The sequence below is a fragment of the Trinickia violacea genome (assembly GCF_005280735.1).
GTDB lineage: Bacteria > Pseudomonadota > Gammaproteobacteria > Burkholderiales > Burkholderiaceae > Trinickia_A > Trinickia_A violacea.
On the sequence record NZ_CP040078.1, the window covers coordinates 1,557,051 to 1,572,495 of the forward strand.

Annotated in this window: 12 protein-coding genes; 8 read left to right on the forward strand and 4 right to left on the reverse strand. The window is 63.1% G+C overall.

Annotated elements, in window-relative coordinates; genetic code table 11:
* The first annotated feature begins 36 nt into the window (after positions 1-36).
* Together FAZ95_RS29130 and FAZ95_RS29135 are read left to right on the forward strand one after the other, a co-directional pair.
* Complete coding sequence (locus tag FAZ95_RS29130; protein ID WP_137335914.1) at positions 37-801, forward strand: SDR family oxidoreductase; 765 nt, start codon at positions 37-39, stop codon at positions 799-801.
* A 56-nt stretch (positions 802-857) separates the two neighbouring features.
* A complete protein-coding gene (locus tag FAZ95_RS29135; RefSeq protein WP_137335915.1) occupies positions 858-2,102 on the forward strand; it encodes an acyl-CoA dehydrogenase family protein in 1,245 nt (414 codons plus the stop codon).
* 93 nt (positions 2,103-2,195) lie between these two features.
* Here the strand turns inward: FAZ95_RS29135 and pdxR are convergent, their stop codons facing one another.
* Positions 2,196-3,743 (reverse strand): MocR-like pyridoxine biosynthesis transcription factor PdxR, encoded by a 1,548-nt coding sequence (gene pdxR, locus FAZ95_RS29140; protein ID WP_137335916.1) that lies wholly within the window; start codon positions 3,741-3,743, stop codon positions 2,196-2,198.
* Between the two features lie 123 nt (positions 3,744-3,866).
* On the opposite strand from pdxR, the gene FAZ95_RS29145 reads away from it, so the two are divergent.
* A complete protein-coding gene (locus FAZ95_RS29145; protein WP_137335917.1) occupies positions 3,867-4,505 on the forward strand; it encodes an FMN-binding negative transcriptional regulator in 639 nt (212 codons plus the stop codon).
* Positions 4,506-4,546: 41 nt separating this feature from the next.
* On the opposite strand, the gene FAZ95_RS29150 is transcribed toward FAZ95_RS29145, so the two are convergent.
* Positions 4,547-5,533: a zinc-dependent alcohol dehydrogenase family protein gene (locus FAZ95_RS29150; RefSeq protein WP_137335918.1), complete on the reverse strand. Its 987-nt coding sequence runs from the start codon at positions 5,531-5,533 to the stop codon at positions 4,547-4,549.
* 111 nt (positions 5,534-5,644) lie between these two features.
* On the opposite strand from FAZ95_RS29150, the gene FAZ95_RS29155 reads away from it, so the two are divergent.
* Together FAZ95_RS29155 and FAZ95_RS39585 are read left to right on the forward strand one after the other, a co-directional pair.
* Positions 5,645-6,514 (forward strand): LysR family transcriptional regulator, encoded by an 870-nt coding sequence (locus FAZ95_RS29155; RefSeq protein WP_137335919.1) that lies wholly within the window; start codon positions 5,645-5,647, stop codon positions 6,512-6,514.
* Between the two features lie 453 nt (positions 6,515-6,967).
* Positions 6,968-7,366, forward strand: a complete 399-nt coding sequence (locus FAZ95_RS39585; protein ID WP_175425802.1) for a hypothetical protein — start codon at positions 6,968-6,970, stop codon at positions 7,364-7,366.
* A gap of 1,140 nt (positions 7,367-8,506) precedes the next feature.
* Here FAZ95_RS39585 and FAZ95_RS29165 read toward each other — a convergent pair.
* Positions 8,507-9,178, reverse strand: a complete 672-nt coding sequence (locus tag FAZ95_RS29165) for a TetR/AcrR family transcriptional regulator (protein WP_137335920.1) — start codon at positions 9,176-9,178, stop codon at positions 8,507-8,509.
* 63 nt (positions 9,179-9,241) lie between these two features.
* On the opposite strand from FAZ95_RS29165, the gene FAZ95_RS29170 reads away from it, so the two are divergent.
* The 3 genes from FAZ95_RS29170 to FAZ95_RS29180 all read left to right on the forward strand — a co-directional run bounded on the left by FAZ95_RS29170 (position 9,242) and on the right by FAZ95_RS29180 (position 14,570).
* Positions 9,242-11,383, forward strand: a complete 2,142-nt coding sequence (locus tag FAZ95_RS29170) for an alpha/beta hydrolase fold domain-containing protein (protein WP_137335921.1) — start codon at positions 9,242-9,244, stop codon at positions 11,381-11,383.
* Positions 11,384-11,489: 106 nt separating this feature from the next.
* Positions 11,490-13,154 (forward strand): long-chain-fatty-acid--CoA ligase, encoded by a 1,665-nt coding sequence (locus tag FAZ95_RS29175; protein WP_137335922.1) that lies wholly within the window; start codon positions 11,490-11,492, stop codon positions 13,152-13,154.
* Positions 13,155-13,424: 270 nt separating this feature from the next.
* On the forward strand, positions 13,425-14,570 hold the full coding sequence (locus tag FAZ95_RS29180) for a porin (RefSeq protein WP_137335923.1): 1,146 nt from the start codon (positions 13,425-13,427) through the stop codon (positions 14,568-14,570).
* A gap of 25 nt (positions 14,571-14,595) precedes the next feature.
* Here the strand turns inward: FAZ95_RS29180 and FAZ95_RS29185 are convergent, their stop codons facing one another.
* Positions 14,596-15,276 carry a Crp/Fnr family transcriptional regulator gene (locus FAZ95_RS29185; protein WP_254700331.1) on the reverse strand — a complete coding sequence of 227 codons (681 nt, stop codon included), beginning with the start codon at positions 15,274-15,276 and terminating at the stop codon, positions 14,596-14,598.
* Positions 15,277-15,445 lie beyond the last annotated feature (169 nt).

Sequence of the window (15,445 nt, forward strand, 5' to 3'; positions counted from 1 at the left end):
GCACAAAACCGAAACGTAGAGATGTAGGAGACGAACTTGACGACTAATTTGTTCGACCTGAAGGGGAAGATTGCTTTGGTGACGGGCGCGAGCCGCGGTATCGGCGAGGAAATCGCCAAGCTGCTCGCCGAACAGGGCGCGCATGTGATCGTGGCGAGCCGCAAGCTCGAGGATTGCGAAGCCGTGGCGCGCGAGATCCAAGAGGCGGGCGGAAGCGCCGAAGCGCAGCCGTGCCATGTCGGGCGCCTCGAGGACATCCTCGCGATCTTCCAGCACATTCGTGCACGGCATGGCCGCCTGGACATTCTCGTCAACAACGCAGCGACGAATCCGTATTACGGCCACATTCTCGATACCGATCTGACGGCATTCGAAAAGACCGTTGAGGTGAACCTGCGCGGGTACTTCTTCATGTCCGTGGAAGGGGGCAAGCTGATGCGGGAGAACGGCGGCGGCGCGATCGTCAACACGGCTTCGGTGAACGCATTGCAGCCAGGCGACAAGCAGGGGATCTATTCGATCACGAAAGCCGCTGTCGTCAACATGACGAAGGCATTCGCGAAGGAGTGCGGGCCGTTGGGAATACGCGTGAATGCGTTGCTTCCCGGCTTGACCAAAACCAAATTCGCGGGGGCGCTGTTCGCCGATCAGGCCACGTATGAACACTGGATGTCCCGCATTCCGCTGCGGCGTCACGCGGAACCGCGCGAGATGGCGGGGACGGTGCTTTATCTCGTGTCCGACGCCTCGAGCTACACCAATGGCGAGTGCATCGTCGTCGACGGCGGACTGACGATCTAGCCACGCGGTCGACGCCATGCGCCGACGCCTTTAATCACGATTCTGGAAGAGTAAAAATGGATTTTGCCTACAGCCCCAAGGTCGAAGCTCTGCGCACGCAAGTGCGTACGTTCATGGACACACACATCGTCCCGCGCATCCGGCAATGGCATGACGAAGTCAGCGCGGGCCAGTATCCGGTCTCCTTCATGGAGGACCTCAAAGCGCGGGCGCGTGAGGAGGGTCTCTGGAATCTTTTCCTTCCGCATCTGCGCGATGACGAGCCCGGTACGCGCCTCACCAATCTCGAGTACGCGCCGCTGGCCGAAATCATGGGGCGCGTGTCGTGGGCGTCGGAGGTGTTCAACTGCAATGCGCCGGACACCGGCAACATGGAACTGCTCCATATGTTCGCCACGCCGGCTCAGCGCGAGCAGTGGCTCGAACCGTTGCTCGACGGCAAGATCCGCTCGGCGTTTGCGATGACGGAGCCGGCCGTGGCCTCCTCGGACGCGACCAATATCACGACGTCGATTCGCCGCGACGGCGACGACTATGTCATCGACGGCCGCAAGTGGTTCATCACGAACGCCGCCCACCCGAATTGCCAGCTCTTCATCGTGATGGGCAAAACGGATCCGGACGCGCCGAGCCATCGTCAGCAAAGCATGATTCTCGTGCCGCGCGATACGCCGGGCGTCAAGGTGATTCGCAATATCACGGTCGTCAATCACGTGGCGCCGGAAGGTCACTGCGAGATCGAGTTCAAAGGCGTGCGCGTGCCGGCATCGAATCTCCTCGGCGATGAGGGTAGCGGCTTTGCGCTCGCGCAGGCGCGCCTTGGGCCGGGACGGATTCACCACTGCATGCGTTCGATCGGCGCGGCCGAGCTGGCGCTCGAGTTGATGGTGGAGCGGGCCCAAGCGCGCACCGCATTTGGAAAGACGCTGGTTGAACACGGGACGGTCGCCGAGTGGATCGCGAAGTCGCGCATCGAAATCGATCAAGCGCGCCTATTCGTTCTGAAAACCGCGTGGATGATCGACAACGTGGGCGCGAAAGACGCTCGCAAGGAGATCTCGATGATCAAGGTGCTCGTGCCGAGCGTTCACACGGCAGTGTGCGACCGCGCGATGCAGGTGTTTGGCGCGATGGGGTTGAGTCCCGACACGCCATTGGCCGATAGCTGGACGTGGGGTCGTGCGCTGCGCTTCGCGGATGGCCCCGACGAGGTTCACTTGCAGAACATTGCCCGCATGGAGCTCAAGGCGCGGCGATACGAGCCGGGGAAGGACAATCCCTATCTGACGCCGTTCGCGTAGGGCATCGCGCACAAGCGTGTTCGGCTCGCGCCTGCAATTGCCATACCTTACTGTATGGGATGCGTGCCGGGCCCGAGCGTACCAGTGAGGCGTTCACGGTTCTCTTGAACCGGATGCCTTTCGTATAGCACGCCGTTTTCGTTTGCGTGAATTCATCACTTCAGCGATAACCGCGGCAAGACGTTGCGCAGCCGCCTTCATTTGCGCGCTGCTGAATCCCCCGAATCCAAGCACCAGGCCGGGCCGCCCTGTTCCCGGCGCGAACATCGGCGATACGGCGCGCACAGCCACTCCAGCCCGGGCGGCTAATTCAACCACTGTGCGGTCGTCCACGCCCTCCGCCAGCCAAAGGACGAGGTGCATGCCCTGATCGCCGGGTTCCAGCCATGCCCAATCCTTGGGGAGCAGCGCTTCGAGCGTTTCTATCAACTGAGCTCGATGGTCGGCGTACACCGTTCGAACTCGGCGGATGTGGCGCTCCAGATGGCCCTCCGCCATGAAGGCCGCCAGCACGTGCTGGTCAGCGTTCGGCGGATGGCGGTCCATCAGCACACGCGCACCACAGAAGGCGTCGACCAGCTCATCGGGGACGATCACATAACCGGCCCGCAACGACGGAAACAAGATCTTGCTGAACGTGCCGAGATAAACCACTCGATCCGGGGCCGATCCCTGCAGCGATGGAAACGGATAGCCCTGGTATCGGAGTTCGCTGTCGTAGTCGTCTTCCACGACCCATGCGTGGCTTGCACGCGCCCACGCCAGCAGCGCGTTGCGCCGCGCCATGCTCATCGGCATCCCTAACGGATATTGATGCGACGGCGTGACGAACGCAGCCCGGGCATGAGGCGCCAGCCGGATCCCGGCTTCGACGTCGATGCCTTCGGCGTCGACCGGTACGCGGACCATCGCATCGCGATGCCCGGTACTTTCGAGGATGGCTGTAATGCCGCGATAGGCCGGGTTCTCTACCCAGGCTTGATCGCGCGAACCCAATAGCACCTGGCGCGCGAGATAGAGCCCCTGCTGTGTTCCGCTGGTAACGATGACCTGATCGGGTTCGCAGCGCACAGAGCGCGACTTGCGCACATAGCCGGCTATCGCTTCACGTAGCGGCAGCGCGCCGAGCGGATCCGTATAACCGGCCGGCGCTCCGGGTCCCTTGGCGCGCAGACGGTTGCCGAGCCGGCGCCAGATGTCGGCGGGCGCCGTCAACCCTATGGGTACGGAAATCGCGAACGGGACCGGAGGCAGCGGCCTGAATTCGCGCGCAATCTGCGCAAACGCTGCAGCGGGCTCGGGCAAGCTGGATCGGGCTGTCCGTCGGGGGCCTGCACTTGCACGAGGTTCGCTTGCCCGATGTGGCTCGGCCAGCGCTTGAGCGACGCGCGTGCCCGCGCCTCCCTTCGATTCCAGAACGCCCTCGGCGATCAACTGCTCGTAGGCGTCGACCACCGTGCCGCGCGCCATTTGCAGCGACGCCGCCAGCGAGCGCGTGGAAGGCAGCGCATCGCCAGGCTCGATATCGCCTTGGCGCACGGCCTCTCGCAAGGCCTGCGCCAGCTGGCGGCTCAGGCTGCCAGCCGCGCGGTCCAAGGTGCCGAGAGACGGAATGTCCGCGACCCGGGCCGTTCTCGCCATAATTCTGGTCCAATAAAAATGGTCTAAACTGGCTCTTTAGGATAAACCAGTTTTTCATCAGAATGCGAACAGGAGACGTTCGAAACAGTACCGTTCAACACCTCAACACTTCTTGGAACCAGCATGTACGTACCCGCCCACTTCGATGAGTCCCGCACCGAAATCCTGCACGCGCGCATCGCCGAATATCCATTCGGCACGCTGATCACAAATGGGAAAAATGGGCTGGACGCCAATCACATTCCGTTCGAACTGGCATCGGGTGAAGGCGAGCTGGGCGTGCTGCGCGCGCATGTCGCGCGGGCCAATCCGGTATGGCAGGACGTCGCGAACGGCGACGAGGTGCTCGTGGTCTTTCGGGCCGGCGATGCCTACATCTCTCCAACCTGGTACCCGAGCAAGCACGAGTTCCACAAGCAGGTGCCGACCTGGAACTACATCGTCGTCCACGCGTACGGACGCGTCACGGTTCAGGATGACGAGCGATTCGTGCGCGGTCTCGTTGGCCGGTTGACTCGTACGCACGAGGCCTCGGAAGCCAAGCCCTGGAAGATGGGCGACGCTCCAAGTGACTACATCGATACCCTGCTCAAGTCGATTGTCGGCCTGCAGATCGACATCACGCGCCTAGTCGGTAAAACCAAGCTCAGCCAGAACAAGGAAGCAAGGGACATTCAGGGCGCGGGCGAAGCGCTCAAGGCGCGCGAAAACCATCAGATTGCCGACGCGATGCTCGCTCGAGCAGCGGGGAAGCAGGAGTAGGCGTTACGGTCGACGCGTCGGGCACGCTGACACGTTCGATCTCACGCGACGTCCACCACGATTTTCCCTCGTGCGGTGGCGTTCGTGATGGCGTCGTAGGCGAGTTCCGCGGATCGCAGGTCGAACCGGCGAGGATCGAGATTCGGCGTGAGCTTGCCGGCTTCGATCAACCGTGTGGCCTCGCGCAGCATCGCTCCGTGATGCGCGCGATGCATGCCCGTCAGGAGCGGATAGAGGGTGAAGACTCCTGAGTACGTCGCTTCTCGAAACGACAGGGGAGCCAGCGCATGCGTACCCCAGCCCAACGCGCTGACGACATGGCCAAAATGCTTGACTGCCGCAAACGACGCATCGAGCGAAGGGCCGCCGACGGTGTCGACCACGACGTCGAAGCCTGTGTCCTGCGTCAACGATGCAACGTACTGCTCGACCGATTGCGACCGGTAGTCGATGGGCGTAGCGCCCAGACGCGTAATGAGATCGTGGTCGCGTGAACTCGCTGTTGCAAAGACCTGCGCGCCGAGTGCGCGCGCCAGTTGCACCGAGACATGCCCGACACCGCCTGCCCCGCCTTGCACCAGCACAGTTTGGCCCGCTTGCAGATGGGCCCGGTCGACAATGCCGGAATAGGCGGTGATGAACGCGAGCGGCAGCGCCGCGGATTCACGCATCGACAGATTGGCCGGCTTGATCGCAAGCAGGTCGGCATCGACCGCCGCATACTGGGCCAGCGAGCCCTGAATGCCACCGACGCCGCCCGTCATACCGTAGACCTCGTCGCCGACATTGAAAGCGGTCACGCCCGGCCCGACGGCATCGACTACGCCAGCCATATCGATGCCGAGCACCAGCGGGAGCGGATGCTTAGCATGCGCTGCGCTGCCAGCGCGGATCTTGGTGTCGAGGGGATTGAGACCGCTTGCGGCAATGCGTACGCGCACCTGGCCGTGTGCGGGTTCGGGCATCGAGATTTCAGTCAATTCGAGCGGGCCGTTGTAGCGATTGAGAACGAGCGCCTGCATGGTCATAGTGGGTTCCTATCGGGTTGCTTTCCCGTCGAGCGAACGGGTCAATGCGTTCATCATGATTTATGCTAGAACGCATGTAAATCAATGTTTCTGAACATGAGCCATGCAAAAATGAATGAGCCCTACCTGGATTGGGGCGATGTCCGGATCTTTCTGGCGATTGCCCGCTGCGGCACGCTGGGGGCAGCAGCGAAGCGCGTGGGCCAGACCCAGCCCACCATGGGGCGCAGGTTGCGTGCACTCGAAGAAGCGCTTGGGCATACGCTGTTCCAGCGCACGAGCGATGGCTTTGTCCTGACGGATGAGGGCGCAGCGGTGCTTGCCTATGCAGAGCGAATGGAGGAGGAAGCGCTTGGCTTCACGCGCGCGCTCACCGGGAAAGAGACCCAGTTGACCGGACTGCTGCGAGTCTCCTCGTCGGACTGGTTCGGCATGCACATACTCACGCCGGTGTTCGCGCGCTTTCTGGTTAAGCACCCGGGCATCTCGTTGGAACTCCTCACGGATTCGCGCCTCTACAACCTCGCGCGGCGCGAGGCAGATCTGCTGTTCCGAATCACGCCGTTCGACGAACCTGACGTCATCCAGCGCAAGCTGATGCGCATCGACTATGCGTTGTACGGGCACGTCGATCTCGTCCCGCCGTCACGCGGCGAGGGTGATGGCTACACGCTGATCAGCATGGACAGCGCGTTCGGTTCGCTGCCCGACGTCGAGTGGGTCAAGCGCATGCTGCCTCGGGCCAGGATCGTGTTCGGCAGCAATAATCGTGGCGTACAGGCACGCATGTGTGCTGAAGGATCTGGCTTCGCCGTGCTGCCGTGTCCGCTTGGCGATGCGACGCCGGGCATCCGACGGGTCGATTTAGGCGAAGCGCCGCCGGGTCGCGATGTCTGGCTTGGCTTTCACCGTGATTTACGTCGCGTCGCGCGACTGCGCGCACTTCTGGATGCAACGATCGATGCACTAGCGAACGTTTGAGCGAGGCGGGCGACTTGTGCGTCCGCGTGGTCTGCGTCCGCTTCGCCGGACCGCTTTTCACACAAAGCGACCAGGTTATCGCAGCGATTGTCCTCAAGTGGCGATACGGGATTGCTCAAGCCCCCGGCCGCGCGGGATTACTCGTCCGGTAGCCGCCATGACCTTCGTCTCTTGGACGAAAGGGCAGCTGGAAACAAGGCGGCCGATTACTTTGACCCGCCTGCGCCCGAACTGCCTCCGCCGTGACCGCCCGCGCCCGCACCCGAACCGCCTGCGCCGTGACCGCCCGCACCCGAACTGCCGGCGCCCGAACTGCCTGCGCCCGAACTGCCTGTGCCGTGACCGCCCGCGCCCGAACTGCCCGCGCCCGAACTGCCCGCGCCCGAACTACCCGCGCCCGAACTGCCTGCGCCCGAACTGCCCGCGCTCGAACTGCCTGCGCCGGAACTGCCTGTGCCGGAACTGCCTGTGCCGGAACTGCCTGTGCCTGAACTGCCCGCGCCCGAACTACCCGCGCCCGAACTACCCGCGCCCGAACTGCCCGCGCTCGAACTGCCTGCGCCGGAACTGCCTGTGCCGGAACTGCCTGTGCCTGAACTGCCGGCGCCCGAACTGCCGGCGCCCGAACTACCCGCGCCCGAACTACCCGTGCCCGAACTGCCTGCACCCGAACTGCCGGCGCCCGAACTGCCGGCGCCCGAACTGCCCGTGCCCGAACTGCCTGTGCCCGAACTACCTGTGCCCGAACTACCTGTGCCCGAACTACCCGTGCCCGAACTACCCGTGCCCGAACTACCTGTGCCCGAACCGCCCGCGCCCAAACTGCCTGCCCCCGAAGCACCTCCGCCGTGACCGCCTACAGGCTGTCCTTCACCCAACCGCAATGAAGCGGAATTCGGAGAAGGTGCATCGGGGTGATCGACCGAAGCGGAAGACACGGGCGGGGCGAGCTCATCACTGTCACTTGCAGTTCCCTGGGCAGGAGGTGACGATGATTCCGCGACATAACCAGACGAAGACGCTTGTTGCGTCGGAGATGTGGGTTGGGTGATCCCAGGCGCATGCGGCGCGATTGCATTCACGTGCGGCGCCGAATGGCGGCGATTCCGTGTGGCGGCATAGCTTGCTTGACCACGCTCTCGCGTAACCGACTGCGGCGCAGCAGAATCCGGAGTAGGCCCAGCGCGGTAATCGGACGGAGCGGAAGACACAGGCGGGGCCAGCTCAGCACTGGCAACCGCGGTTTCGCGAGCGGGAGGCGACGGTGGTAGCGCGACATGACCCGACCAAGACGTGTGTTGTGCTGGCGACGTGGGTCCGATGATCCCGAGCGCCTGATCAAAGTCGAACCGATCGCCGTACGAGACGATACCCATGACCCCGACAGCCAATGCGCTTGCCGACGCAACCCAAAGCGCAAGGCGTCTGCCCCGCGCAGGCGGAGCGGCCTTGATGTGTGCATCCGGGCTACCTGCACCCGAATGCGCAAGCTCGGCTTGCCTGAACAGTACAACACGCTTCGGAGCGTTTCGTCTGATCCTTCCATTCGCTACGTTCATGTGCTGTCCCCTTGCATTCCGCCACGGCAATCGGAGCGGTGTACCGGGTTTTCTATCGTAGGCCTTTGAGCTATGAAAACGCTCGCCATCTTCGTGGCCGATCTCGACGGAGTCGCCGACCACAATGCAGGTGGAGCATTCGCTGTGCCTGCTAGGCCGAACCCCAATCGAAGTGTGAGATCGTGGACATAGCTTGGGCATACGCGTCGACAGAAGATCGCGGAAGCGCTAAACGACGGACTTCGCAAGGCAATCGAAGCGCGGGGGAAAAAGTCTGCCTACCCAATACCATTCATGTGAAGAAGCCGGGGTGATTTAGCAGCACGAACCGTCGACGTGCTGGCAGGTGGTTGGCTGATGGACGAGGCCGACCAGCTCCAGCGGCTATCGTCCGAGAGCAGCGCCTGGATCATCGGGCCGATGTCGTTGGGGTCTACCGCAAGAGCGACTGCGTTTCCTCCGACGGCTCCGCGGTCAGCACGCTTTCGAAGGTGTCCATCAAACTGGACACTGCATATTGCGGAGACCAAAGCGTTCCGGAATCCTCATTGTCTCGACTGGCTTCCCAGGCGGCCAACGCGGCATTGCCATAGATGCCCACCAGCGACAGCCGGTGATCGACGATCGCCGGCGGAATATCTGAAAGCAGATCACGGAGCAGGGCGTTGCAGCGCTGATAGCCCAAATTCCACTTGTTTTCCAAGGCCTCTCGCAAGAACGCGCGATTGTTCAACTGCAGGTTGGCGATCATGCGGATGTATGTCGCCTGCCCGGTGCGATCCGCCAATTCGAGCATCGGATAGAGCAGCGCGCCCAATACCGCGCGCACGTCGATCCCTCCCTTTGCCTCCAATTTGTCGAGACGAGTTTGACGGTCCTCGTCGATGAGACGCGCACCGTCGACCACCAGCTCGCGCGCCAACTCCAGCTTGTTCCCGAAGTAGTAGCGCAGCGAGGCGCTGTTTCGCTGCTCCGCAGCCGAGATGATGTCCTGCACGGACACGCCATCCAATCCGCGCAGCGCGAACAGGCGTTGGGCTTCTTCTTTGAGTCGAGCCCGCGTCTCCGCTCCATCCGAGCGAAGGGTTTTCCCTGACGTCGTCATTACTTTACCGTGTCGAGTTAATTAACTACACTGGGTTAACTAACCCAGTAGGAGAAACTTAGCATGAAAGTTGTCGTCGTTGGAGGAGGCATTGGCGGGCTCACGACCGCTCTGGCGCTGCTGCGCCACGGCATCGAGCCGATTGTACTGGAGCGGGCGCCGCAGTTGACCGAGGTGGGGGCGGGCGTCCAGATCGCCGCGAACGGCACGATCGTGCTGCGGGAATTGGGGCTGGAACCGGCGCTCGCGAAGGTCGCGACGGTGCCGGAGCGCTTCGACTATCTCGAGTTGTCGACGGGTCGTCTCTTGTACGTCGCCCCGCTCGGCAAGGAGGCCGAGGCGCGGTATGGCGCATTGCTCTACAACGTTCACCGCGCCGATTTGATCGATTTGCTCGCGAAGGCTTTGCCGCCCAACGTGGTGCGGCTCGGGGTGGAGTGCGCGTCGGTTTCTCAGGATGACGAAGGCGCTTACGTCACGCTGCAAAACGGCGAAGTGATCCGCGGCGACGCCGTGATCGGCGCGGATGGCATTCACTCCGCCGTTCGTACGGCCCTGCGGGGACCCGAAGAGAAGCAGTTCGCCAACATTCTGATGTGGCGCTCGCTGATCCCCGCCGACCGACTCGCCGGTCTGCGGTTGCCGGTGGCGGGGAACAACTGGTTCGGCGTGGGCAGGAACATCGTCTCGTACTGGGTGCGCAAGGACCTCTACAGCATTCTTGCGTCGGTGCCGGCCACTGAAGTGAGCCGCGAGTCGTGGACGCAGTCCGGGGACGTCGCGCAACTGCGGCGCTCGTTCGAGGGTTGCGAGCCGACCGTCAAGAAGATGCTCGAAGCCGTGGACTCGACGTTCATCACGGGCATGTACCACCGCGACCCGATCGAGCACTGGAGCACGGGACGCATCGCGCTGCTCGGCGACGCGGCGCATGCGATGGTGCCGTATCTCGCGCAAGGCGCCTGCCAGGCGATCGAAGACGCATGGGTCCTCGCCACCTGTCTCAAGAACCATGGGCGGTCTGGCGTGCAGGACGCGCTGCTCGAATACGAGCGGCGGCGCCAGCCGCGCACGACGCGGATTCAGGCGGGCGCCCGGTTCGTCGTCGATTGGGCGCATGAGCCCGACGAGGCGCGGGTGCGCCAACGCAATGGACGCTTGAAGGGCCTCTCGCGTATCGATCCGCTGGCTGAGGCTTCGTGGTCGTTCGCCTGGGGGCACGACATCCTCGAGGCCGTCAAACTGCCGCCGGGCGAGGTCGTGGGTCTGAGCGCGGCGCGCGAAGGCAAGCGGATGGCGCGGCCCGAGAGCCAGCGCGCGTTCGATCTCTGGAAGGGCGTGTTCAAGCCGGATGACATCGCGCGCGGCGACCGGGGGCAGCGTGCCGCCTACGAACGGTTTCTGCTCGAGCAGTTCCCTGCGCCGGCAGGCACCGAAGTGACGGATGTCGATCTTCATGGGGTGAGCGCGTTGCGGGTGACGGCGGCAGGGGCCGGGCAAAAGGCAACCGCGAAGGCAACCGTGCTGCATTTCCACGGCGGCGGCTACGTGCTCGGTTCGGCGAAGAGCTCGGTCGAGTACGCCAGCCGTCTCTCGCACGCCCTGAACGGTCCGTGCTACACGGTCGACTATCGCCTCGCGCCCGAGCATCCGTATCCGGCGGCCTTCGACGACGCCTTCAGCGCCTATCGCGGCTTGCTCGCTTCGGGTGTCGATCCGTCGACGGTATTCCTGAGCGGCGAATCGTCCGGGGGCGGCCTCGCCCTGGCGTTGGCGGCTGCGTTGCGTCGCGCGGGGCTGCCGTTGCCGGCCGGTGTCATCGCCATCTGCCCGCTCACCGACCTCACGCTTGGCGGCCCCTCCGTCAAGGCGAATTCGGGAGACGATCCGGCCGCGAATCGCGAGACGCTGTCGAACCTCGTCGCGTCTTACTTCCAGGGCCACGAGCCGACCGATCCGATGGTGTCGCCGCTGTTCGCCGACCTTGCGGATCTTCCGCCGGTATTCCTCTCGGCCGTGGAGGGGGAGGTGCTGGAAAGCGATACGACTCGCTTCGCGGAGCGGGCCAAGGCAGCGGGCGCGAACGTGAAGTTGAAGAGGGTGGCCGATTCGGTTCACGTGTTCACGCTGTTCCCGTTCCTGCCGGAAACCGCCGAGACGCTCGAAGAAATCGGCCAGTGGAGCCGGCAGCTCCTTCAGAAGTAGCAAGGCGCATCCGCCTGGCGCACGGCGCCAGGTTCGGATGCGGCGGCGCAGTCCGTGTCGACTGTTGCGCCAACTCACTGCATTTCGTCTCAAGCCCGGAGTAGACATGACGGCAAACTCAACGCGTCGGCTGATCGACGCGCCGCAGACATCGCTTTACACGAATCTTGAAGTCTCCTCGAACCGGCATCCGGACAAGGCCGCCATCCTCTACTACGGCGGTATGGTCAGCTATCGGCAGTTGCGCTCCGAAGCCGATGCGATGGCCGGATTCCTGCAACAGCACTGCGGCGTCGCGCGGGGCGACCGCGTTGTCCTGTACATGCAGAACAGCGTGCAGTTCGTCGTCGCGTTCTATGCGGTGCTGCGCGCGGATGCGGTGGTCGTGCCCGTCAATCCGATGAACCGGAGTTCGGAGCTGCAACACATTCTGGAAGATAGCGGGGCTCGCGTCGCCTTCGTTGGCGAAGAGCTCATGGAGCATGTCCGGACGCTGCCGCGCGGCCAGTTGGACCATGTGATCCCCGCGCGCTACGCCGATTATCTTCACGAGGGGATCGATCTGCCGTTGCCCGACGTGCTGACATCGTCTTGCTCGCAGCCTCTTGCGGAAAAGATCGGCGGCCATGCTGTCGTCATCGGCTGGAACGACGCGCTCTCGCGTGCCTGTGCGCCGCGCGAGCACGAATCCAGGCCCGAGGATCTGGCGTGCATCCCTTACACATCCGGCACGACTGGCCGCCCCAAAGGTTGCATCCATACCCATCGCAGCGTGATGCATTCGACGGTCTCGTGCGCGAAGTGGCCGGACCTCGCGAGCGAGAGCGTGATGCTGTGCTCCGTGCCGCTCTTTCACGTCACCGGCATGCAGAACTGCATGAACATGCCGATCTTCATCGGTGCCACGATGGCGGTCACGACCCGCTGGGACGCGACCTGTGCCGCGCACCTGATCGAACGCCACCGCGTCAGCGCATGGATCACGGTCCCCACGATGCTCATCGACCTGCTGAATCTCGCGAACGTCGACAAGTTCGACCTGAGCTCCATTGCGTATTTGAGCGGCGGCGGGGCCGCGATGCCGCAGGCGGTCGCGCAGCAGATCCAGCAGCGTTGGGGCATTCCGTACGTCGAAGGCTACGGCCTCACCGAGACGATGGCGGCGACCCACATCAATCCGCCGAAGCGCAGCAAGCCCCAGTGCATGGGGGTGCCGGTCTTCAACACGAGTTCGCTCGTCGTGGACCCCGAGACGCTCGAACCGCTCGGGGAAGGCGAAACAGGCGAGATCCTCGTCAGCGGGCCTCAAGTATTCGACGGCTACTGGAAGTCGCCGGACGCCACGCGAGAGGCGTTCGTTCTGATCGACGGAAAGCGTTACTTGCGCACGGGAGATCTCGGCTACGTCGACAGCGACGGCTATTTCTTCGTCGTCGACAGGCTGAAACGGATGATCAACGCCTCCGGCTACAAAGTCTGGCCGGCCGAGGTCGAGGCCATGCTGTTCGAGCATCCCGCCGTGCAGGAAGCGTGTGTCATTGCGACGCTCGATCCGCGTCGAGGCGAATCGGTCAAGGCGGTCATCGTGCTTCGGAACGGCGAGCACGCGACGGAAGCCGACATCGTGTCGTGGGCCCGCGAGCGCATGGCGTCCTACAAGGTTCCGCGCGTCGTTCAGTTTGCCGACAGCTTGCCGCGCACCGCGAGCGGAAAGATCCAGTGGAGACTGCTGCAGGAAGAGGAAACGCGGAGTCGAAACGCTCGATCCTGAGGCCGCCGTCCGGATTGACCGGCTTCTTGCCAAGCCCCTAGGGAAATCCCCCACGCCCGGCCCATGCGATGGAATAAGGCGTGCCGCGGCGGTCGATGCGTCCGCGCCACGGAATGTAAATTTTCTGGCAGTTGGCGCCAAGGTTTCCCGGCAACGTGTCGTTTTGGGCGCGACGCCTTGACCGAAGTCGCACGGTCAGCGAGCAACCAAAGAGCGATGGATGTGGTTCATATTGTTCGTAGTACGACATAATAATATTGGAGTTTCTACATGAGGCAGGTAAGGAGATTGAAGGAGCGGTATCGGCACAAGGCGGGCCTGTTGGCCGCCGTCATGTCGACCGCGACGCTGTATTCCGTCACGGCAGCCGCGCAGTCGACGGTCACGCTCTATGGTCTCGTCGACCAGGGCATTCGCTATACGACCCACGCGAATACGAAAGGCGATTCTCAAGTCCAGATGCAAAGCGGCGAAAGCGAAAGCCACTTCGGATTCAAGGGCGTGGAAGACATTGGCGGCGGAACGAAGGTGCTGTTCCAAATCGAAAGCCGTTTCTTCCCGAACTCCGGCGTGACCGACCCCGCCTATCCGTTCTTCAATACGGCGTTTGTCGGCCTCCAGTCGAGCACGTACGGAAAGTTGACGATGGGGCGGCAGATCAACCCGCTGGCTGACGCCGTGCTGAGCGCCTTCATAACCAATCCCTGGCTCCCGACCTACTACCAGTTTCGGCCGGAAGTCATGATGGCCCAGGGCGTGTGGACCAGCAACATGGTCAAGTACGCGGCGCGGTGGCAATACCTGACGGGCGAGGTGTCGTATGCGTTCGGCGGCAATGCGGGCGCATTCGGCTCGGGAAGCCAGATTGGGGCATCGCTGATCTTTTTGCCCGGCCTGCCATTGCGTCTTGCCGCTGCGTATCTGGACTCGCGCGATGCCGTGAACACGTCGGCGCACCTCCGATCGTGGACCGCCGGCGGGTCCTATTCGTTCGGCAGTACGACGGTCACGGCCGGCTGGGCCGTGAACCGGCAGGATGCCGGCTTTGAAGGCAATTTCCCTAACGGCCCATTCAGCACGCCGGAACTGACCGCACTCAAGTTCAATACGTTCGGTACCCGGCAAATGTTTTATGGCGGCGTCTCGCAGGAGCTGGCGGACAAGATCCACCTTTCCGCGAACGTGTGGCGCACGATTCAGACCGGTAAAACGCAAGCCGCCGACGGCAACGCGACGCAATTCCAGGTGCTCGCGGACTACTACTTGTCGAAGCGCACGGATGTCTATCTGGAGACCGACTACTCGCTGTATCGCGGCGGCATGGTGGGCGCCCAGTTCCAAGGCGTGAATGCGCTGAGTTCGGCGTTCGGTACGACGCAGCTAGGCGTCATGGCCGGCGTGCGGCACTTGTTCTAGCGAGGGAGGCCGGCGGGAGCGATCGCTACGAATCCTGAAAGGACACCAGAGTTTCCCTCGAACAGATTTCGATGCGGCCATACCTGAGCGCGATCGCTCCTTTTTCGGCCATCGCCTTGAGCTCGAGCGACAGCGTCTGGCGCGTGATGCCGAGCATCATGGCCAGCGTGTCCTGGGAGACGCTGACGTCGGGGCGGCTCTGCGGCCACGCCGTCACGTCGCCCGATGCGAGCAGCAGCAGGCGCCGCGCAATGCGTGCGCGCGTCGAGTGAAGCGTGGCGTCTTCGACCATGCGATAGAGCCAGTTCATGTGGAGGGACTGCAGTTCGGCGATGGCCCGAAAGAAGGTCTGGCTTTGCATCAGTTCCTCGAAGGCCGGCGCCCGGATCATGAGGACGGTCGATCGCTCGATGGCCGCGACGTCGCGCAGGCGTGGCTGACGCGTGGTCAAGGAGGCTTGACCGAACCAGTTGCCGGCTTCGATGACGGCCAGGATCGCCTCCTTGCCGTCTTCTCGCAGCGTGAAGGCTTTGAGTCGGCCTTTCTTCAGACCATAGAAGCCGCTCGGCGTATCGCCCCGGCGGAACACGTATTCGCCGGGCTGAAGCGTGATCAATTCGCCTCGCTGAATCAGCGCCTCCTGCTCGGACGCAGGCAAGGAGCAGAACCATTGGTTGGTCCGCATCTCTTCGGACGTGTCGGTCATGGACGCCATGTTTGAAGCAGTAAAAAGTACGCGGGGCTCAATTCATTCTATCCACCCCAGTGCGGACGGCACTCCCCCATTCAGGGGGTATTTCCGATGCCCCGATACCCGCATGATTCTTCCAACGAAATACCGCAGGAATACCGCAGCAGGGCGAGAAAAATTAATA

Bases quoted from the DNA above. Each gene is read 5' to 3' on its own strand.
- FAZ95_RS29135 (WP_137335915.1), top strand. From the start codon at position 858: ATGGATTTTGCCTACAGCCCCAAGGTCGAAGCTCTGCGCACGCAAGTG.
- pdxR (WP_137335916.1), bottom strand. From the start codon at position 3,743: ATGGCGAGAACGGCCCGGGTCGCGGACATTCCGTCTCTCGGCACCTTG.
- FAZ95_RS29145 (WP_137335917.1), top strand. From the start codon at position 3,867: ATGTACGTACCCGCCCACTTCGATGAGTCCCGCACCGAAATCCTGCAC.
- FAZ95_RS29150 (WP_137335918.1), bottom strand. From the start codon at position 5,533: ATGACCATGCAGGCGCTCGTTCTCAATCGCTACAACGGCCCGCTCGAA.
- FAZ95_RS29155 (WP_137335919.1), top strand. From the start codon at position 5,645: ATGAATGAGCCCTACCTGGATTGGGGCGATGTCCGGATCTTTCTGGCG.
- FAZ95_RS29165 (WP_137335920.1), bottom strand. From the start codon at position 9,178: ATGACGACGTCAGGGAAAACCCTTCGCTCGGATGGAGCGGAGACGCGG.
- FAZ95_RS29170 (WP_137335921.1), top strand. From the start codon at position 9,242: ATGAAAGTTGTCGTCGTTGGAGGAGGCATTGGCGGGCTCACGACCGCT.
- FAZ95_RS29175 (WP_137335922.1), top strand. From the start codon at position 11,490: ATGACGGCAAACTCAACGCGTCGGCTGATCGACGCGCCGCAGACATCG.
- FAZ95_RS29180 (WP_137335923.1), top strand. From the start codon at position 13,425: ATGAGGCAGGTAAGGAGATTGAAGGAGCGGTATCGGCACAAGGCGGGC.
- FAZ95_RS29185 (WP_254700331.1), bottom strand. From the start codon at position 15,276: ATGACCGACACGTCCGAAGAGATGCGGACCAACCAATGGTTCTGCTCC.